Source organism: Tropicimonas sp. IMCC34011 (assembly GCF_003390865.1).
Classification (GTDB): Bacteria; Pseudomonadota; Alphaproteobacteria; order Rhodobacterales; family Rhodobacteraceae; genus Tropicimonas_B.
The window spans coordinates 55,663-74,879 of sequence record NZ_QMEJ01000005.1 but is presented as its reverse complement, the minus strand read 5'-3'; the positions used below and the strand labels follow the sequence as shown (position 1 = coordinate 74,879).

Annotated in this window: 14 protein-coding genes; 4 read left to right on the top strand and 10 right to left on the bottom strand. The window is 66.6% G+C overall.

Features of this window, described 5'->3' with window-relative positions:
- The first annotated feature begins 11 nt into the window (after positions 1-11).
- Positions 12-1,499, top strand: coding sequence for an amidohydrolase family protein (locus tag DQG15_RS14710; protein WP_116086499.1), 1,488 nt, complete (start codon positions 12-14; stop codon positions 1,497-1,499).
- A gap of 115 nt (positions 1,500-1,614) precedes the next feature.
- On the opposite strand, the gene DQG15_RS14705 is transcribed toward DQG15_RS14710, so the two are convergent.
- The 6 genes from DQG15_RS14705 to DQG15_RS14680 all read right to left on the bottom strand — a co-directional run bounded on the left by DQG15_RS14705 (position 1,615) and on the right by DQG15_RS14680 (position 8,333).
- Positions 1,615-2,376 (bottom strand): SDR family NAD(P)-dependent oxidoreductase, encoded by a 762-nt coding sequence (locus DQG15_RS14705; RefSeq protein ID WP_116086497.1) that lies wholly within the window; start codon positions 2,374-2,376, stop codon positions 1,615-1,617.
- A complete protein-coding gene (locus DQG15_RS14700) occupies positions 2,373-3,275 on the bottom strand; it encodes an NAD(P)-dependent oxidoreductase (protein WP_116086495.1) in 903 nt (300 codons plus the stop codon). Before DQG15_RS14700 ends, DQG15_RS14705 begins: the two co-directional genes overlap by 4 nt.
- On the bottom strand, positions 3,272-4,984 hold the full coding sequence (gene ilvD, locus DQG15_RS14695; RefSeq protein WP_116086493.1) for a dihydroxy-acid dehydratase: 1,713 nt from the start codon (positions 4,982-4,984) through the stop codon (positions 3,272-3,274). Before ilvD ends, DQG15_RS14700 begins: the two co-directional genes overlap by 4 nt.
- Positions 4,985-5,017: 33 nt before the next feature.
- The gene (locus DQG15_RS14690) at positions 5,018-6,643 is read right to left on the bottom strand and encodes a TRAP transporter large permease subunit (RefSeq protein ID WP_232830872.1); all 1,626 of its coding nucleotides are present in this window, start codon (positions 6,641-6,643) and stop codon (positions 5,018-5,020) included.
- On the bottom strand, positions 6,640-7,188 hold the full coding sequence (locus tag DQG15_RS14685; RefSeq protein WP_116086491.1) for a TRAP transporter small permease subunit: 549 nt from the start codon (positions 7,186-7,188) through the stop codon (positions 6,640-6,642). Before DQG15_RS14685 ends, DQG15_RS14690 begins: the two co-directional genes overlap by 4 nt.
- Before the next feature lie 65 nt (positions 7,189-7,253).
- Positions 7,254-8,333 carry a TRAP transporter substrate-binding protein gene (locus tag DQG15_RS14680; protein ID WP_116086489.1) on the bottom strand — a complete coding sequence of 360 codons (1,080 nt, stop codon included), beginning with the start codon at positions 8,331-8,333 and terminating at the stop codon, positions 7,254-7,256.
- Between the two features lie 198 nt (positions 8,334-8,531).
- On the opposite strand from DQG15_RS14680, the gene DQG15_RS14675 reads away from it, so the two are divergent.
- The gene (locus DQG15_RS14675) at positions 8,532-9,428 is read left to right on the top strand and encodes a LysR family transcriptional regulator (protein ID WP_116086487.1); all 897 of its coding nucleotides are present in this window, start codon (positions 8,532-8,534) and stop codon (positions 9,426-9,428) included.
- A 15-nt stretch (positions 9,429-9,443) separates the two neighbouring features.
- Here DQG15_RS14675 and DQG15_RS14670 read toward each other — a convergent pair whose 3' ends face one another.
- The 4 genes from DQG15_RS14670 to DQG15_RS14655 all read right to left on the bottom strand — a co-directional run bounded on the left by DQG15_RS14670 (position 9,444) and on the right by DQG15_RS14655 (position 15,011).
- Positions 9,444-10,409 (bottom strand): ABC transporter permease, encoded by a 966-nt coding sequence (locus DQG15_RS14670; RefSeq protein ID WP_116086485.1) that lies wholly within the window; start codon positions 10,407-10,409, stop codon positions 9,444-9,446.
- Positions 10,406-11,359 (bottom strand): ABC transporter permease, encoded by a 954-nt coding sequence (locus tag DQG15_RS14665; RefSeq protein ID WP_116086483.1) that lies wholly within the window; start codon positions 11,357-11,359, stop codon positions 10,406-10,408. The genes DQG15_RS14670 and DQG15_RS14665 overlap by 4 nt, the downstream gene beginning before the upstream one ends.
- The gene (locus DQG15_RS14660) at positions 11,356-13,194 is read right to left on the bottom strand and encodes an ABC transporter ATP-binding protein (RefSeq protein ID WP_116086481.1); all 1,839 of its coding nucleotides are present in this window, start codon (positions 13,192-13,194) and stop codon (positions 11,356-11,358) included. Before DQG15_RS14660 ends, DQG15_RS14665 begins: the two co-directional genes overlap by 4 nt.
- 77 nt (positions 13,195-13,271) lie before the next feature.
- Positions 13,272-15,011 carry an ABC transporter substrate-binding protein gene (locus tag DQG15_RS14655; protein ID WP_198665166.1) on the bottom strand — a complete coding sequence of 580 codons (1,740 nt, stop codon included), beginning with the start codon at positions 15,009-15,011 and terminating at the stop codon, positions 13,272-13,274.
- 426 nt (positions 15,012-15,437) lie between these two features.
- Between DQG15_RS14655 and DQG15_RS14650 the strand changes: the two genes are divergently transcribed.
- Positions 15,438-16,682, top strand: coding sequence for an amidohydrolase family protein (locus DQG15_RS14650; protein ID WP_116086479.1), 1,245 nt, complete (start codon positions 15,438-15,440; stop codon positions 16,680-16,682).
- Positions 16,683-16,776: 94 nt separating this feature from the next.
- A complete protein-coding gene (locus DQG15_RS14645) occupies positions 16,777-18,801 on the top strand; it encodes a prolyl oligopeptidase family serine peptidase (protein WP_116086477.1) in 2,025 nt (674 codons plus the stop codon).
- Positions 18,802-19,217: the final 416 nt, after the last annotated feature.

Here is a 19,217-nt window from a genome sequence, read left to right as displayed (position 1 = left end):
GAGGATCATCCATGTGCAAACTCTGCCGCTCGGCCGGCCCGAACCGCCGCTCCTTTCTCAAGTTCGCCGCCGCGGGCGCTGCCGCGACCGCCGCGCTCCCGACATTCCTGTCCGGCCCCGCCGCCGCGCAATCCCTGCCGCAGGGCGTGGGCCAGCAAGGGCGCCGGACATTGATCCGCGGCGGTCACGTGATGAGCATGGATCCGGCGATCGGTGACTTCGAACGCGGCGACGTGCTGCTCGAAGGCAGCCGCATTCTCGAGATCGCGCCCTCCATCGACGCGCCAGATGCCGCCGTCATCGAGGCCGGTGGCCGGATCGTCATGCCGGGCTTCATCGACACCCATCACCACCAGTTCGAAACCGCGCTGCGCTCCTTCCTGCCCAACGGGATCATGTACGCGACGCCCGAACGCGAGGGGGCGCGCAACTATCTCGACGATATCCTCGGCAAACTCTCGGTCGTGTACCGCCCGGACGACGTCTACATCTCCGAACTCTTCGGCGGGATCAGCCAGCTCGATGCGGGCGTGACGACCGTGCACGACGTCTCCCAGATCCACCATTCGCCCGCACATTCGGACGCGGCGATCCGGGGCCTCCGCGATGCCGGGCGCCGGGGCGTGTTTGGCTACTTCGAGGGTTATGGCGCCGATGCGCAATACCCGCAGGACGCCCGCAGGATCCGCGACGAGCATTTCAGCTCGGACGACCAGATGCTGACCATGATCATGGGCGGCGAGGCCTACCTGCCGGACGTGGACCCGCTCGATCTGTGGCGCCTCGGGCAGGAGCTGGACCTTCCGATCGCGCTGCACGTGGTCGGCAGCCTCGGCATGGCCGAGACGATGGACAGGCTGATCCCGCACTTCACCGACAGGCATCTCTTCATCCACATGACCGGGATGAGCGATGCGGCGTGGCAACGGACACGCGAGGTGGGCGCGCATGTGTCGCTCTCCGTGCCGATCGAGATGCAGATGCGCCACGGCATGCCGCCGATCCAGAAGGCGCTCGACATGGGCATCGCGCCGTCGCTGTCGGTGGATGTGGAATGCACCATGACGGCGGACTTCTTCACCCAGATGCGCGGCGCCATGACGCTCCAGCGTGCCTTCGCGAACCAGGCGGCGCTCGAGGGCGCGGAGGATGCGCCGACGCTGCTGACCTCCCGCGACGTGCTTGAATTTGCGACCGTGAATGGCGCGAAGGACCTCTGGCTCGATCACAAGGTGGGCAGCCTCAGCCCCGGCAAGGAGGCGGACATCATCCTGCTCGACGCCGAGGCGCTGAACGTCGCGCCGCTGAACAATGCGCCGGGCGCGGTGGTCAATCTCATGGAACGCTCGAACGTCGAAACGGTGCTCTCCGCGGGCGAGATCCGGAAATGGAAGGGCGAGATGGTCGGCTTCGACCTGCTCGCCCTGACCGACCAGATCACCCGCTCGCGCGACTACCTCTTCGAGACGGCCGGGATCGAGCGGTCCCTCTTCGACTGAGGAGATCGGACGGAAAGCGGGGCGGCGGCATGGGATGGTCCGGGCCGCCGCCCTGCGGTAGTCGAAACGGGGACCGGACGTTGCACTTGCCGCCAGTGCGGCACCGGACCGCCCGTCAGCTGTCGCCGTTGAGATGCAGGCCGCTGTCCAGCGAGAGGACCGTTCCCGTGATCAGGCGGGCGCCGGTGCTCAGCCAGTAGACATCCGCCGCCACGTCCTCCGGCCGGCCGACCAGTTGCAGCGGCGCGCGGCGTTCCTGAAGCTCGACGCGGGCATCGAAGATCCCCTTGTCCATGCGCTCGACGAAGCCGCCGGAGATCAGGGCCGGGCAGACCGCATTGACGCGAACCTTCGGCGCCAGCACCCGCGCGAGGGACATGGTGAGCGTGTTCGTCGCGCCCTTGGACGCGGCATAGGCGATGGAGGACCCGGTTCCCCAGATCGCCCCGTAGGAGGAGACGATCACGACACTGCCGCCCTCCCCCGCCTTCAGCGCCTCGGCGCAGGCGCGCACGATCTGGAAGGGCCCGGCGGTATTGACCGCAGTCGTCATCATGAAGTCGTCCATGGTCAGACCGTCGAGGTCGTGATGCGGCACCATTCGCGTAGTGCCGGCCGAGGACACCAGAGCGTCAATCCCGCCGAAGGTCTCGATGGCGAGGGCGGCTAGCGCACGGCACTCGTCATCCCGGGTCACATCGGAGCGAAGCGCGACGGCCCTGCCCTCCGGAGCCTCCTCCACCAACGCGTCGGCGCCCGCCTTCTCCTCCTCGAGAAAATAGCTCAGCGCGACATTCCAGCCCTCGCGCAGGAAGTGCCGCGTGCAGGCCAGCCCGATGCCGGAGGCGCCGCCTGTGATCACTGCTGTTCGGGTCATGCGCCTGCGTCCTCGTCCGCGTGGGTCAGAGCGTCCTCGTAGAGCCGCACGAGGGCGGAGAGGTCGCTGTCGAAGTCGATGTCGGGATGATCTCCGGCGCGGTCATACACCCGGCGCGCGGCATCGGTGAGGGGGACCTCGGCGCCGATCTCGGCGGCAAGCGCCTGCACCAGCCCGGTATCCTTGCGCATGAGGGAAATCGCACCGAGACGCGGGCTGAAGGACTGCGCCGCCATGCGCGGGCCGAAGATGCGCAGCGGTGCGGAATCTGCGAAGCCGCCGGCAAGCGCCGATGCGAGGGTGTCCACCTCCACCCCCGCCTTGCGGGCGAATGCGGTGGCCTCGGCGATGGCCACCACGTTCGTGGCGGCGATCATCTGGTTGCAGATCTTCATCACCTGACCCGCGCCGGAGGGGCCGACATGAGTGACGCGCTCGGCGACGGCCTCGAAGAGCGGCGCAAGCATCCGGGCACCCTCGGCCGTCCCGCCGGCGAAGACGATCAGCTCGCCGCTCTCGGCCGCCGGGACACCGCCGCTGACGGGGGCATCGACCCATGCAACGCCCTTTTCCTCCGCACGGTTTGCGAAGCTCCGGGCGGCCTCGGCGGAGCCGGTCGAGAAATCGGCAACGGCGCGGGCCGCGATGTCCGTCGCGGAAAAGAGACCGCGAGGACCGAAGGCGACCGTCTCGACCGTCTCGTGGGACGAGAGGCAGAGACCGACAAGCTCCGCGCGGGACATCACCTCGGCCGGATCTGCGGCAGCGACGGCCCCCTTCTCCTCCAGGGCCGACAGCGGGCCCGGCGAGCGGTTCCAGGCGATGACCTCGTGGCCCTCCGCAAGAAGGCGCGAGGCCATCGGCAGCCCCATGTCCCCCAGTCCGACGAAGCCGATCACGAGGTGGTATCCTTCTCCCAGACGACGCCGCCGCTATGGGTCACGGCCCCCTTGTCCGCGGAGCCGACAGTCGCCGCGTACTTCTCCAGAAGGCCGCCCCGCGCCATGTCGGCGCGCGGCGGGCGGGTCTCGCGGCGCCGGTTCAGGGTGCCCTCGTCCACGTCCATGTCCATCGTGCAGGTCCCGGCCGTCGCATCGATCCGAACGATGTCCCCGTCCTGCAGAAGACCGATCGGCCCGTCCGCTGCGGCTTCCGGGCAGATGTAGCCGATGCACATGCCGCGCGTTGCGCCGGAGAAGCGGCCATCCGTGATCAGCGCGACCTTCTCCCCCCTGCCCTGCCCGTAGATCAGGGCCGTGATGCCGAGCATCTCCCGCATGCCCGGTCCGCCGCGCGGGCCCTCGTTGCGGATCACGATGACGTCGCCTTCGTCGTAGTCCATGGTCCGGATCGCCGCGAGACAGTCCTCCTCGCATTCGAAGACGCGGGCCGGGCCTTGATGGGTCAGCTTCTTCAGCCCGGCGACCTTCAGGAGCGCGCCGTCCGGCGCAAGGTTGCCCTTCAGCACGACGACACCGCCGGTGGGGGCGATGGCGGCGGAGGTCGGGCGGACGACCTCGCCATCGGGTGATGGGGTCTCCGTCAGCTCCTCGGCCATGGTCCGTCCGGTGATCGAAAGGCAGTCCCCGTGGAGGTACCCGCCATCGAGCAGCGCCTTGAAGATCACCGGGGCGCCGCCGGCGTAGAACACGTCCCGCGCGAGGAAGCGGCCGCCCGGCTTGAGATCGGCGATGAGCGGCGTGCGGGAAAAGACCTCGGCGACGTCATCGAGATGGAACGCGATCCCCGCCTCGTGGGCGATGGCGGGGATATGGAGCGCGGCATTGGTGGAGCCGCCGGTGGCCGCGACCACGGCGCAGGCATTTTCGAGCGACCGGCGTGTCACGAGGTCCCGCGGCAGCGGCGCATCGCCCTGCACGGCCGCCATCAGGACCTTTCCCGCCCGCCGCGCGAGCGGCGCCCGTGCGGCATAGACGGCCGGCACCATGGAAGACCCCAGAAGAGCGAGCCCGAGGATCTCGGAGACCATTCCCATCGTGTTCGCGGTGAACTGCCCCGCGCAGGCTCCGGCGGTCGGCAGGCAGCTGCGGGTCATCCGGTCCAGCTCCTCCTCGGTGGCCTCGCCGGCGAGCACCTGTCCGATGGTCTCGTAGGTGTCGACGATATTGACGTCCTCGCCGTCGATCTGCCCGGGCAGGGAAGAGCCGCCGTAGAGGAAGAGCGACGGCACGTTGCAGCGAACCATCCCCATCATCAGGCCGGGCATGTTCTTGTCGCAGCCGCCGATCCCGAGGATGCCGTCCCACTGGTGCCCGCGCACCGTCGCCTCGACGCTGTCCGCGATCAGCTCGCGGGAGATCAGGGAGAATCGCATCCCCGAATGCGCCACGCTGAGACCGTCCGACACGGAGACGACAGGGCATTCGTGGGGCGTCCCGCCCGCCGCGAAGACGCCCGTCTTGGCATGCTGGGCCTGGTCCCGGAGCGTGGTGTTGCAGGGGCTCATGTCCCCGCCGGTGTGGATCACGGCGACATGCGGCGCCGCGATATCGTCGTCATCGAGACCGAGCGCGTAGAGGAAGCTGCGCGAGGTGCTGCGGATCGTCCCGTCTCTGACGATCTCCGAACGGAAGCGGGGCGTTTTCATGCCAAACGGCTCCTGTGAGGGGTGTGCGGGCCGTCAGCCCGCCAGAACCGCCGGCAACCACGTCGCGATTCCCGGCCAGAAGAGAACGACGCCGAGGATCACGATCTGGATCGCGACGAAGGGTACGATGCCGCGATAGATCGCACCCGTCGTCACCTCCCTCGGCGCAACCGCCCGGAGATAGAACAGCGCGAAGCCGAAGGGTGGCGTGAGGAAGCTGGTCTGCAGGTTCAGCCCCATGACCACCGCGATCCAGACAGGGTGGAAGAGGACCGACCCGTCGGCGGCGCTGAAGGAGAAGAGCACCGGGGCCATGATCGGCGTGACCACGAAGACGATCTCGAGGAAGTCGAGGAAGAAACCGAGGAGGAACATGATCGCCAGCATGCTGGCGAGTGCGATCCACGGACCGCCCGGCAGGCCGCTGAAGAACTCGTTGACCGTCTGCTCTCCGCCGAGGCCCCGAAACGCGAGGTTGAAGACCTGTGCGCCGATGTAGATCGCGAAGACCATGACCGACATGTGCAGCGAGGCGCGCAGGATGGAACCGAGGGTGGACGGCCCGTCATCCGCCTTCGACGCCCAGATCCGCCAGAGGCTGACGGCACTGCCCCAAACGAAGGCGAGGAGCGCCAGCGAGACGAGGGCGACGTTGACGGTATCGCGCGTGGTGATCGTGGTCCGCGTCAGGCGCAGGTCGGTGTACAGAACGAAGAGGACGACGATCACGGCACCGACGAGCGCGACGATCTGCGGCAGGGAGGACTTGTCCGACAGCCGCTGCCCGGCGAGGAGGATTGCCCCGATGGACCCGATGGACGCGGCCTCGGTGGGGGTCGCGACGCCGAACAGGATGGAGCCGAGAACGGCGATGATGAGGAGGAGCGGCGGAATCAGGAGCATCAGGACCGGGCCCAGCTCAACCTTCTCGCCCTGGTCCACCACGCTCGGTGCGCGCTTGGGGAAGATGAGCGCGACGGCGAGGATGTAGAGCACGTAGACGCCGACGAGGATCAGCCCCGGCACCAGCGCACCGGCGAAGATGTCGCCGACGGAGACAGGATCGGGCGCCCAGTCGCCGACGCTGCGGCGCGCGGTGATGTAGGAGTTGGAGAGCACGTCGCCGAGGATGATCAGGACGAGCGACGGCGGGATGATCTGCCCCAGCGTGCCCGAGGCGGCGATGATCCCGGTGGACAGGCGCGTGTCGTACTTCGCCTTCATCATCGTCGGCAGGGAGATCAGGCCCATGGTCACGACCGTCGCACCGACGATGCCGGTGGAGGCCGCCAGCAGCATTCCGACGATGGCGACCGAAATGCCGAGCCCGCCGGGCATCCTGCCGAAGATCTTCGCCATGGAACTCAGAAGGTCCGCGGCGACGCCGCTGCGCTCCAGCGTGACCCCCATGAAGACGAAGAGCGGCACGGCAACCAGCACCTCGTTCGTCTCGTCCATCAGGCCGTAGATCCGCCCGAAGAGCGCGCGCAGGAAGGAGAGGTCGCCGGTCGCGAAGTAGCCGACCTCGAAGACGACCCCGAGCACGGAGAACAGAAGCCCGACGCCGGCGAGCGTGAAGGCGACGGGGAAGCCCCGAAGCAGCATCACGATGGCCACCGGGAACATCAGCAGGTCGAGATAGGGAATGATGGCGCTCACAGTGAAGTATCCGTGCGGTAGATGGGCGCCGTGGAGCGCCCGGCGAGGCGAGCGCCCGCGCGGATGATGCTCGAGATCGCCTGAAGTGAAACGAGGGCGCAGAAGCCGAAGATCAGCGCCTTGAGCAGGTAGCGCAGCGGGATGCCGTTCGGCTCGATCGAACCTTCCTTCACGGCCCAGGCCATCGTGACGTTCGGCAAGGAGGCCCAGGCGATCACGATGCACAGGGGCAGCACGAACAGAAGGTTGCCGAAGAGCTCCGTCAGGTCCTGCACGCGGGGACTCGCGCGTTCATAGAGGATGTCGACCCGCACGTTGCGGTTCCACAGCATGGAATAGGACGTGCCGAGCAGGATCGCGATGCCATGCAGGTAGACGATGCCCTCCTGCAGCCACACGGCCGGAATGCCGAAGAGGACCGACGTCGAGAAGACGTATCGCGCGACGACGACGGCAAATTGCAGCAGGACCATAACGAGGATGGACCAGCACACGACGCGCCCGATCCGGTCGGTCACCGCATCGATGATGGCGGCAAGTTTCATGGCGGTGCCCTTCTGGGAAGACCGGCGAGGCGCGCGGAGCGTCTCGCCGGAAGGATCGCGGAGGCTCAGATGCCCCAGACGCGGGCGCGGTCGGAGTACATCTGCCCTTCAAGCACCTTGCCGCATTGCGTGGCCTGCTTGATGAACTCGACGTAGGGGCCGTGGACCTTCTCGGACATCTCGTCGCCGGCGGGATAGGCTTCCAGCACCTCGATGGACGCCTTGCCGAGGGCATCGACCACGTCGTTGGGGAAGACCGTCGGCGTCACGCCGTCCGCCATGAGCTGCTCGAGCGCAACGGCGTTGTTGTAGGCGAAGGCCGTTGTCGTCTCGTCCGCCACGGCAGAGACGACGGATTCCGCGATGACCTTCTGGGCGGGGGTGAACTCCTCCCAGACATCCATCCGGAAGATGGTCTCGAGGCCGGCGCCCGTCTCGTGGGGGGCAGGCATGTAGTAATAGGGGGCGACCTTCGCGAGGCCGAGCGCGACGTCGTTCCACGGACCGACGAACTCCGCCGCGTCGACCACGCCGGATTGCAGCGCCGGGAAGATCTCGCTCGGCGGCAGGTTGACCGAGGAGACGCCGACCTTCTGCATGATCTCGCCACCGAGGCCGGCGATGCGCATCTTGAGGCCCTGCAGGTCGTCGAGGCTTTCGATCGGCCGCCGGAACCAGCCGCCAGCCTGCGCCATGGAGCTGCCCGCCCAGAAGGGCTTGAGGTTGAACGGAGCGTAGAGCTCGTCCCACAGGTCCTGGCCGCCACCGTAGCGGATCCACCCGCCCAGCTCGTTGGCCGACAGCCCGTAGGGCATGTTGGTGAAGTACATGGTGGCCGGGATCTTGCCGGCGGCAAAGTAGGGAGCGCTATGGCCCATCTCGGCCGCGCCGCTGGAGACAGCGTCGTTCACGGCATAGGGCGGGACGAGCTCGCCGCCGCCGAAATACTCGACCGTCAGCGCGCCGTCGGTCGCATCGGTCAGGAGCTTTGCGATCTTTTCGGGCGCCGTGCCGAGGCCCGGAAAGCCGCGCGGGAACGTTCCGACCAGTTTCAGGACGCGCTTTCCCTGGGCGATTGCCGGGGCACCGAGGGTCATGGCGCCCGCTCCGAGTGCCGCGCCGGCGAGAAGTGTTCTGCGTTTCATTGGGTAATCATCCTCCCTGTAGACGGAAGCGGCATGGCTCCTCCAGCTCGGCCGCCGCGCATGCCGGGAGGGTAATTCAAACTGCGTCTATCCCGCAACATGCAATTTTCCATGTGCTTTTGTCCCGCTTTATGCAACCGTTTTCAAATAGGCGGCGCCATCCCGACGCATGCCGCCCCCTGAAACGAGGTCATCCCCGTGGTCACGCTGAAGCAACTGGAGGCGCTCTACTGGATCGGCCGGCTCGGCAGCTTCGAGGCCGCGGCCCGGCAGCTCGAGACGTCCCAATCTACCATAACCCGTCGCATACAGGAACTCGAAGCCGTGACGGGCGCCTCTCTCTTCGACCGGACGACCCGCATTCCGACCCTGTCGCGGCAGGGGCAGGATGCCTGCGCGCAGGCCGCCGGGATCCTTGAGAGAACGGAAGACTTCCTCGCCCGACTGACGTCGCCCGGGATGATCGCCCGACGGGTATCCATCGGCGTGACGGAGCTGTCGTCCTTCAGCTGGGTGCCCGGCTTCCTGCGCACCGCCCGCGACCATTTCCCGAAGCTCGAGCTGGATCTGCGGGTGGGCTCGGCGCCGCAGTTGAGGCAGCTGATGTCGCAGAACGAACTCGACATCGCCGTCGTGCCCTCGGCGCTCTTTCCGCAGGAATTCGCGGTCAACAAGGTGGCGACACTGGCCACGTCGTTCTGCGCGGCCCGGGGCGCGTTCGACGCCGAAGGCCCGCTGACGGGCGCCGACCTCGCGCGCATGCCCCTCATCGTGCAGGAGAACACGTTCTTCGATCAGGTCGTCTCCCGCGCCTTCGTCGGGGCGGAGACGAACAGGGTGACGGTGACCGAGGGCCTGCTGCCCCTCATCGCCTTCGTCGCCTCCGGCTACGGGATTTCCGTCCTGCCGGACTTCATCCTCGACACGGCCCCCTTCGACGCGGTGCTGTCGCGGATCGACACGGGCGCTACGCCCGAGCCGCTCGATTACGTCGTGGTCTACCCCCGGGGGACGCGCAGCCCCGTGGTGCTGAACCTGATCGACATGGTGCGGGACGCTTGCGTCTTCGAGCAATTCTTCGCCGTGGAGAGCTGATCGGCTGGCGCGATCTCAGGCAGCGCCGGTCCTGACGCGCGGATCGAGGGCGACGTAGAGCAGATCGACGACGATGTTCGCCACGACGATGAAGAAGCCGGCCAGGAGCACGATGCCGATGATGACCGGCCGATCCTGACTGTTCACCGCCTGCACGGCGAGCGAGCCGATCCCCTGCAGTCCGAAGACCTGTTCGGTGACGATGGCGCCGCCGAGCAGGACCGCGACGTCGGCGCCGAGCTGCGTTGTGAGCGGCGTCAGCACGGCGCGCAGGCCATGCTTGAAGACGACGACCCGCTCCTTCAGGCCCTTCGCGCGCGCGGTCCGGATGTAGTCTTCCCCCAGGACCTCGAGCATCTGGCCCCGGGTGAGCCGGGCATAGATCGCGGCAGATGTCAGCGCGAGGGAGAGCCATGGCAGGAACAGGTGCCAGGCCCAGTCCAGCACGCCGTCGCCGATCGGCTTGTAGCTGCCGGCCGGAAACAGCGTGAACCCCGCCTTGCGGGGCAGGAAATAGAGGCAGTAGAGCGCGGCCATGCCGAGGACGAAGGACGGGAAACTGACGCCGACGAGGATGAACACCTGACCAAGCCGATCCCGCAAGCTGCCCGGCTTGCGCGCCGACATGATCCCGATCGGGACGCCCAGCAGAAGCCACATCACGACGGCCCCCGCGCACAGGGAGATCGTGGCCGGCATCCGCTGCTGGATCAGGGTCAGGACAGGCTGCTGGTTGCGGTACGAGAACCCCAGATCGCCCGAAAGCGAGCGCATGACGAAGTCGCCATACTGCGCGAGAACCGGCTTACCGAGGCCGAGGTTCTCCCGCACCTGCTGCACCTGCGCATCCGAGGCGCGCTCCCCAGCGACAAGACGCGCGGGGTCGCCCGGCGCGACGAAGAACAGGAAGAAGATGAAGGCCGACAGGAGGAACAGGACGAGGGCCGCGAACCCGACGCGCTTGGCGAGGAAACCGATCATTTCGCGTCTCCCTTCGACCGGGACCGCTTCGGCCAGATCCGCCAGCGCATCTTCACCGGCCGGAAATTGGCTTTCGGGTCGAGCGCGTCGCGCAGCGTGTCTCCGAGGATGTTGAACGACAGTGTTGTCAAAAGGAGGATCACACTTGGGAACAGGATCAGCCACCACGCGAACATGTAGATCGAGTTGTTCGCGGCCTCGGACAGCATCCCGCCCCAGCTCGGCGCCGGCGGCACGATCCCGAGGCCGAGGAAGGACAGCGTGGATTCGAAGATGATCGAGGTCGGGATCATCATCGTGGTGTAGATGATGATCGGAACGCTGAGATTGGGCAGGATGTCGATCACCATGATCGACAGGTGCCCCGCTCCCAGCGTCCGGCTCGCCATGACGAATTCCCGTTCTCTCAGGGACATGACCTGACCGCGGATGACCCGCCCCATGATCGTCCAGCTGAAAAACACGATGACGGAGACCGAGAGCGGAATGCTGGTTCCGAAGACCGAGACGAGGGAGAGCATGCACAGAAGGACCGGTATCGACATCACGAAGTCCATCAGCCGCCCAAGGACGACATCCACCCAGCCGCCGAAATAGCCCGCGAGAACGCCAACCGTCACGCCTATGCAGGCCGCCAGCAGGGAGGCGATGACGCCGATCAGGAGCGAGACGCGTGCGCCGTATGCGAGGCGGACGAGAACGTCGCGCCCGAGCTGGTCGGTGCCCATCAGGAACTCCGGGCTCGGCGGCACCGGAAGGCCCTGCGGCGTCAGCCCCGTATCCCTGAACTGCTCGACCGGGGAATGGCCGACGAGATACGCGATGGCGTCCGCCCCGATGGCGAAGAGCGCGAGCACCACGATGAAGGCGAGGGACAGCATGCCCGCCCTGTCGGACAGGACCCGGCGCAGGGTCAGCTCGAAGGAGCCGCGTTGGACGACGTCGCTCATGCGCTCACCTCCTCTTGCATATGGTCCGGGGCGCGCGCGCCGACCATGGCCGCCTCGAGGAGTTGCCGGGTGTAGGGGTGGCGGGGGCGTTCGTAGATCTCGGCGGTCGTGCCTTCCTCGACCACTTCGCCGGCATTCATCACCATGAGCCGGTCGCTGACGTGGCGGACGACCGAGAGGTCATGGGAAATGAAGAGGTAGGACAGATCCCGCTCGATCTGGAGGTCCTGGATCAGGTTCAGGATCTGGGCCTGGATCGACACGTCGAGGGCGGAGACCGGCTCGTCGAAAATCACGATCTTCGGTTGCAGCGCGAGCGCCCGCGCGATGCCGATACGCTGACGCTGGCCGCCCGAGAACTCCGACGGAAAGCGGTTGTAGTGCTCGGGATTGAGACCGACGAGGTCCATCAGATCCCGCACGCGGGATTTGCGCTCCTCGCCGGCGCAGACGCCGTGGATGCGGAACGGATCGCCGATGATCGCGCCGACGCGGCGGCGTGGATTGAGCGAGCCGAAGGGGTCCTGGAACACCATCTGGACGTTCTGCCGGAGACTGCGCCAGTCCTCCGGTCCGAACTCAGCCATGTCGCGACCGAGGATCGAGACGCGGCCCCCGCTCGGAGCATGGAGCCCCGCGATGATCCGCGCGAGGGAGGATTTCCCGCAGCCGCTTTCGCCCACGATGCCGAGCGTTTCGCCGCGCCTCAGCGTCAGGTCGATGCCCTTCAGGACTTCGGTCGTCTTGGCTTTGCCGAAGAAGGAGCCCGAGTGGTAGGTGAGCCGCAGGTCCGCGACGTCGATCACCGGCTCGGGCTCGGGCGCGGCGGCAAGCCCTGCCGGACGGACCGGTTTCGCTGCGGGCGTTTCTTGCGTCCCGGACAGGCCGCCCTCGACCCAGCAGAGGTAGTCCGAGCCGCGCCCGTGCCGCAGCGGGGGACGTTCGGTCCGGCACCTGTCCATCGCCGCGGCGCAGCGCGGGGCGAAGACGCAGCCGGTCGGGGAGTCCAGGAGGCTGGGCGGCTGGCCGGGGATCGAGCTGAGCCGACCGGTCGCCGTGTCATGGGCCGGGGACGAGGCGAGCAGGCCCTGGGTATAGGGATGATCGGGGTTGCCGAGGACGGCGGCGCCCGACCCCGTCTCCATGCGATTGCCCGCATACATCACCATGGCGTTGTCGGCGATGCTGGAGAGAAGGGCGAGATCGTGCGTGACCATGATCACGGCGGTGCCGAGTTCCCTCCGCATCTCGTCGATCATCTCGATGATCTGCGCCTGGATGGTCACGTCGAGCGCCGTCGTGGGCTCGTCCGCGATCAGGAGGGCAGGTTTCAGGGCGACGGCCATGGCGATCATCACGCGCTGCCGCATGCCGCCCGAGAACTGGTGTGGGTAGTCGTGGACCCTCGCTTCGGGGTCCCGGATCCCGACGAGACCGAGCACGTCCACGGCCTCCTTCAGCGCCTCCGCCCGGGTGAGGGAGCGGTGCGCGAGGATCGCCTCGCAGATCTGCTGGCCGACGGAGAAGTAGGGGTGCAGCGCCGAAAGAGGGTCCTGCGAGATCATCGCGATCCGGTCGCCGCGGAGCCGCCTCATCTGCCGCTCCGGAAGGGTCACGAGATCGCGGCCCTCGAACAGGATGCTGCCGCGCCGGGTGGTGTTCGGCAGGAGCCCCATGATCGACTGCGACAGGACGCTCTTGCCGGATCCGCTTTCGCCGACGATGCCGAACATCTCCTCGGCCTCGACGGAGAAGGAGACATCGCGAACGGCATGCAGCTCACCGTCGCCGGTGGGAATGTCGATCGAAAGGTTACGAACCTCGAGAACGGGCATGTAAGGCCTTCGCAGAAATGGTGCGGCCAACCCCCCGCGAGGGAGGCTGGCCAGTATTCAGGTTGGTCCTGTGCGGATCAGCGATCGAGCCAGACGTTGGTCCAGTCCCCCTGCCCGCCGGCGGCGTAGGGCAGGAAATTCTCGACGTCCTCACCGTGGTACATGACCGTCTGGAGCGAGACGAGCGGGATGGTCGGCACGTCCGCCGTGACCATCTCGTCCACCTGCTCCCAGAGCTCGCGGCTTTCCTCGAGATCGGTGGTCACGAGCGCCTGCTCGGCCAGTTCGGTGGCCTCGGGATTGTTGTAATCCGAGAAGTTGAACGTGCCGTGGGTGCCGTCATAGGTGTACTGCGGCGTGTAGATCGAGCGCGCCGCGCCACCCGGCCAATCGGGGGACCAGCCGGAGGGAACGAGGTCCCAGACGCCGTTCTGGGCGTTCTCGAAATTCGTGATCAGGCGGGCGTAGAAGTCCGACGCCGGCGTGGGGATCAGTTCGATCGTGAAACCGGCCTCCTGGAACGCCGCCTGGATGACCTGCGCCACCGCGGGATCCGAACCGAGGTTGCGGAACGGCATCTTCAGCGTCAGCCCGTCCGGGTAGCCGGCCTCGGCGAGAAGCGCCTTTGCTTTCTCGGGATCGCCCTTGTCGTCCGGCGTCGGGAAGAGGTTGAACTCGTGATGCCCGACGACCCCGGCCGGCATGATGCCGTGAAGCGGCGAGGCGAATTCCTCGCCCCCGAACTGCTGGACCACGGCGGCCCGGTCGATCGCGTAGGCCAGCGCCTCGCGGACCTTGAGGTTGCGCAGCGCCCCGTCGTTGTTGTCCGAAACGGTGTTGATCCAGACCATCTTGGACGAACCCTGCGCCACGGCGGAGATCTTGTCGTCGCCTTGCATGTTCAGCATCTGCACGGTCACGGGCGGGACCGGAATGTCGTAGAGCATGTCGCCATCGCCGGACTGGAGCTGCTGCATGGCCGCATCGGCCTGCACACCCGCGATCACGTCGATCTCGTCGACATAGGCGTTGCGAAGCGGATCGCTCTCGGCCTCCCATGCCGGGTTGCGCACGAGATGCACGACGCTGTCGGGCACGTAGCTTTCGACCGTGTAGGGGCCGGAGGCGATGTAGTTCTCGCGGTAATCCGGGCTGTCGGGCTGGTAGTCCAGGACCTCGATCGGAGCCGGGGACGCGGGGACCAGCGTCAGCAGATAGATGAAGTCGTTCGCGGCCTCGGTGAGGCGGAAGATCACGGTATCATCGGACGGGGTCTCGATCCCGGCGATGTCATTGCCCTCGATGTACTCCTTCATCGCCTCGGGCGTCGGCTCGATGTCCGCGAAGCCCTCGCAGAACTCGGTCACGCCCTCGATCAGCCCGTCGAAGAAGCTGATGGAGGGAGAGGGAAGAGAGGGGTTGCACATCCGCTTGAACCCGCGCGCCACATCGGCGGAGGTGATCTGACGAGCGCCGTCCGGCGCGTCCCAGTTGGCGCCGTCCCGCAGCGTGAAGGTGTAGGTCAGGCCGTCATCCGTCGGCGTCGGGATGTCGGTCGCGAGATCCCCGAAAGGCTGGATCTGTTCGTCCGGATCGTCGGACGCCTTGAAGCTGACGAGCTGGCGCTGGACCGCCCGGAAGAAGTTTCCGGTCACGGCGGTCGCGGGCGGCACGGTATCGAAGCGGTCGACCTCGGCGGTGCCGAGGATGCGAAGGGTGCCGCCGGTCTCGGGATCGGCCGCGGCTTGAGACGCGGGAAGCGCGAATTGCAGAGCCAGGGCTCCGAGCATCGTTGTGGCGAGAAGGTTTCTCTTCAAGGTGATGTCCTTTCCGCCGCTACCGGCGCTTCCTGTTGAACGCTTTATTCTGGGCTTCTGCGGCAAGGAATTATTCCCCACCGCGGAAGATGTGCGCATTTGATCAAGACACCTCGAAACTAGGTTTGTCCCCGAAATTTTGTCAAGCGCCATCATCCGCTCTCTCCACGAGGCCCGAGGAGACCATGGCGCGTGACGGGATCGGCAGAGCAGTTCGGCTGCAATCCATTTGAACGGGAACCCCGGAAAAGACTATCTGAAACAGTACCTTACGGCCCTATCGATTTCCCCACCTCTGCACCGCGAACCCCCGGCCGTTGATTGTGATAGTTTGATCAAGGAACTTTACAGGGCATCTGCCTATCGACTAAGCCTCGGGCACGTAGGCCCCGCCTGCGCCTCAGACGCCAATCCGAAAGGCAGGACATGACCACCACGCTCTTTATCAACGCTACCCTTTTCGACGGTGTATCGGACGAGCTTCGTGAAGGGGTCTCCGTCCTCGTCGAGGATGGGCGTATCAAGGAGGTGACGACGGAGCGTCTGACCTCGAGCGACGGCGTGACCTATGATCTCAAGGGCCGCACGCTGATGCCGGGCCTGATCGATTGCCACGCCCATGTCTTCGCGATCAACCTCGTCGCCGAGCGCAACCGCGACATCGCGGTGACCGAGATGACCGCCCGCGCCGTGCCCCGGATTCGCAAGATGCTGGATCGCGGGTTTACCTCCGTGCGGGACGTGGCCGGAGGCGATGTGGGCATCCGGAACGGCGTCGCGAAGGGCTTCATTCCGGGGCCGCGTCTCTTCGTCGGCGGCCCTGGCCTGTCCCAGATCGGCGGCCACGGGGACCACCGCAGCCTCACCGACGACCGCCTCGACATCGACGTCAACGCCTCGGCCTTCAATTTCGATTGCCATATCGTGGAGGGCGAACAGGCGCTGCGCAGCCATGTTCGCAACGAATTGCGCAAGGGCGCCGACCACATCAAGGTCCTGGCGTCCGGCGGTGTCGGCTCCCCCACCGATGCCATCGACCAGATTCAGTACTCCGAAGGTGAAATCCGCGCGGTCGTCGAGGAGGCGGAGGTGCGCGGCAAGTACGTCTGCGCCCACGCCTACGAGAGCAAGGCGATCGCACACTCGATCCGCGCCGGCGTGCGGACCATCGAACACGCCAACCTGATCGACGCCGAGACGGCGAAGATGGTGGCGGACGCGAATGCCTTCATCGTTCCGACGCTCGTCGCCTACGAAGTCACGGCCGAGCATGGGCAGGAGCTCGGCCTCTCGCCCTACGTGATGGAGAAGCTGAACTACGTGAACGAGTCCGGGCTGAAGATGCTGGGGCTGGCGAGCGATGCCGGCGTCCGCCTCGGCTTCGGGACGGACCTGATGGGGGAAATGGAGTTCGCGCAACTTCAGGAATTCACCATCCGCGCCCGCGTCCAGCGCCCGGTGGACGTGCTCAGATCCGCAACTTCGGTGAACGCCGAGATCGTGCAGAAAGAGGGCGAACTCGGCGTCATCGCGCCCGGAGCCATCGCCGACATCCTGGTGGTCGACGGCAACCCGCTGGAGGACATGGCGATCATCGCCGAGCCCGAGAAGAACCTGCGGATGATCATGAAGGACGGCGCGATCTACAAAACGGACCTCGCCGCCGCGTGAGACGCTTCCCCCCGTCGGGGGAGCGGCGGGCCCAAGGCCAGCATCGCAAGGTTAGTCGCGCGTAACGCGTGCGCTCGAACAAGCAGGACGACCCATGACTTCCATGACCATCGACGCCTTCTACTCCGAGCCGAGCGTGATCGGCACCAAGCCCATCGGAGCGAGCTGGTCGCAGGACAGCCGGACGCTGACCTTCCTGTGGAGCGACAAGGGGGCCCGCGCGCGTGATCTCTGGTCCTGGTCCGACGGCAAGCTGACGCGCCTGACCGATATCGCGGAAGAGCACAAAGATACGCCGGCCGGACTCTCCGAGGCCCTGCTTGCGGCTGACGGCACCGCTCTCGTGATTCTGGCCGGCAAGCTCTACCGGGTCGAGGGCGGCGCGCTCCGCCCCGTCGCCGCGGACCTTGCAAACATCTCGAGCCTCTCGCGCAGCCCGGACGGCAGGACGCTGGCCTTCGTGTCGGACGGAGCCCTCTATGCGCTCGGTGCGCCGGATGCGGCGCCGACCCTCCTTCACGAGGCCGAACCGCTTCTCTACGTCGAGAGCTTCGCCTTCGCGCCCGACAGCCGGACGATCGCCGCTGTGCAGGCTGATGACCGAAAGGTGCGCCGGATCGAGATCGCCTACGATGCCGGCGGCGAGGCCCGCGTGGATCATCACACCCGCGCCTTCCCCGGGGACGCGCTGACCGAGCGCCGCCTTGCCGTGATCCCCGTGGCGGGTGGCGCTCCCGCCTGGTTCGACAGGGCCGACAACGAAGATGCGATCTGGGACTACGCCATCTCCCCCGACGGGGCGACGCTCATGGTGTCCTCCAGCGATCTGTCGATCAAGCATCACACCATCTACACCTTCGATATCGCGGGCGGCACGCGGACCGAGGCTTATGCCGCGCACGACCCGGTCAAGATCCGGCCAGACTGGCGCTGCGCCTATGCCCCCGACGGCACGCTTCTGCTGACCACCGACGCCCCGAGCGGCTTCAATCACCTGCACCGCCTGCCGGCCCCCGGCGCGGAGCTGGAGCCACTGACCTCCGGGGAATGGGAAGTCGCGGATTTCGCCGTTGCCCCGGATGGTGCGATCTACCTGACGAGCAACGCCGCGCATCCCGCGGAGCGGCAGATCATGCGGCTCGCGGGAGGCGCGCTCACGCCTGTGACCACCGCCCCCGGCCTGCACGTTCCGACCTACGCCCCCGATTTCAGCAAGGCGGCAGACCTCTACTCCAACGACGCGGCCCCGCACGAGCTCTTCCTGCAGCCGCTGCCGGGGGGCGAGGCGGTTCGGCTCACGCATTCCCCGCAGGACAGTTTCGACGGCCTGCCATGGGCCTCCGTTACGTACCTGCCGTATACCAGCCGGATCGACGGGGCGGAGCTGATGGCGCGCATCACCCTGCCCGCGGACCACGATCCCGCCCGCCGCTACCCCCTCGTCGTCGGCTCCAACTACTCCGACGCGCTGCTCAACCAGTGGGGCGGCCGCGCGGCGCATCCCTCATGGGGTCTCGACCAGGTGCTGGCGGCGCGGGGCTTCATCGTGGTCCAGCCCGAGATCCGGGGCAGCTTTGGTCGCGGCCGGGACTGGAATGCCCCGATGCTCCACAGCTACGGCGCGCAGGATATCGACGACATCGCCGATTGCGTCGCCTCACTGGTGGACCGCGGCCTCGTGGACGAAACACGCGTCGGCATCTGGGGCTCGAGCTACGGCGGGCTGATGGCCATCATGTCGCTGGCGAAGAAGCCGGGCACCTATGCCTGCGGCATCGCGGGCGCTCCGGCCACCAACGTCTTCCACGCCTATCCCGAACAGGAATGGATCATGGGGCCGCATCACGGCCCGGACTTTCCCGCCCGTTTTGAGGCCCAGTCTGCCTACTGGCAGGTGGATACGCTCGAAGATCCGCTGATGATCGTCCACGGAACGAAAGACGAGGTCGTGCTCTACTCGGACACGATCGCCCTCATGGAAAAACTCATCGCCGGAAACAAGGACGTCGAGCTCGTCACCCTGCCCGGCGCCGGTCATGGCTGGGACAACGAGGGCCTGCCCCAGACGCGCTTCGCCTACACCAGGATGATCGCCTTCTTCGAGCGGCACCTGAAGTAGCCAGCGGGGACTTAGCCGAGACCAACGGAGCAGTCCGCAATTTCCCGGAGATCGGCGGTAGCCTTCGTGCGTTCGAGATCTCCGGTCTGATAGATCGGAAGACGGTCTGTTCAGGGGATACGACAAAGCCCCCGCGGATGGCGAGGGCATTGTCGGAAACGATGGTTGCGGGGGCTCGAATTGGACACTGTTTTATCCCGTCCAGAACCGACGGGATGAAGTTCAGTCCGCTCTGACAAGAAGCAGGAGCTACGTCCGACCTTCTTAAACCGGACGCGGAATGGGCAAAATTCACGCGAGACGCCTGATCCAATATGCGATCCCGGCCCAAACCGGCCGATTATCACGCGAATGATCAGCGTGTGCGAAAGCACAGGTTGCGGAGCCGATTCCGGGTTATTCGGCATTCAAGGAAG

Excerpts from the sequence above, each read along its gene's own strand:
- DQG15_RS14665 (WP_116086483.1), bottom strand. The coding sequence starts at position 11,359 with ATGAGCGACGTCGTCCAACGCGGCTCCTTCGAGCTGACCCTGCGCCGG.
- DQG15_RS14650 (WP_116086479.1), top strand. The coding sequence starts at position 15,438 with ATGACCACCACGCTCTTTATCAACGCTACCCTTTTCGACGGTGTATCG.
- DQG15_RS14680 (WP_116086489.1), bottom strand. The coding sequence starts at position 8,333 with ATGAAACGCAGAACACTTCTCGCCGGCGCGGCACTCGGAGCGGGCGCC.
- DQG15_RS14705 (WP_116086497.1), bottom strand. The coding sequence starts at position 2,376 with ATGACCCGAACAGCAGTGATCACAGGCGGCGCCTCCGGCATCGGGCTG.
- DQG15_RS14670 (WP_116086485.1), bottom strand. The coding sequence starts at position 10,409 with ATGATCGGTTTCCTCGCCAAGCGCGTCGGGTTCGCGGCCCTCGTCCTG.
- DQG15_RS14645 (WP_116086477.1), top strand. The coding sequence starts at position 16,777 with ATGACTTCCATGACCATCGACGCCTTCTACTCCGAGCCGAGCGTGATC.
- DQG15_RS14660 (WP_116086481.1), bottom strand. The coding sequence starts at position 13,194 with ATGCCCGTTCTCGAGGTTCGTAACCTTTCGATCGACATTCCCACCGGC.
- DQG15_RS14710 (WP_116086499.1), top strand. The coding sequence starts at position 12 with ATGTGCAAACTCTGCCGCTCGGCCGGCCCGAACCGCCGCTCCTTTCTC.
- ilvD (WP_116086493.1), bottom strand. The coding sequence starts at position 4,984 with ATGAAAACGCCCCGCTTCCGTTCGGAGATCGTCAGAGACGGGACGATC.
- DQG15_RS14685 (WP_116086491.1), bottom strand. The coding sequence starts at position 7,188 with ATGAAACTTGCCGCCATCATCGATGCGGTGACCGACCGGATCGGGCGC.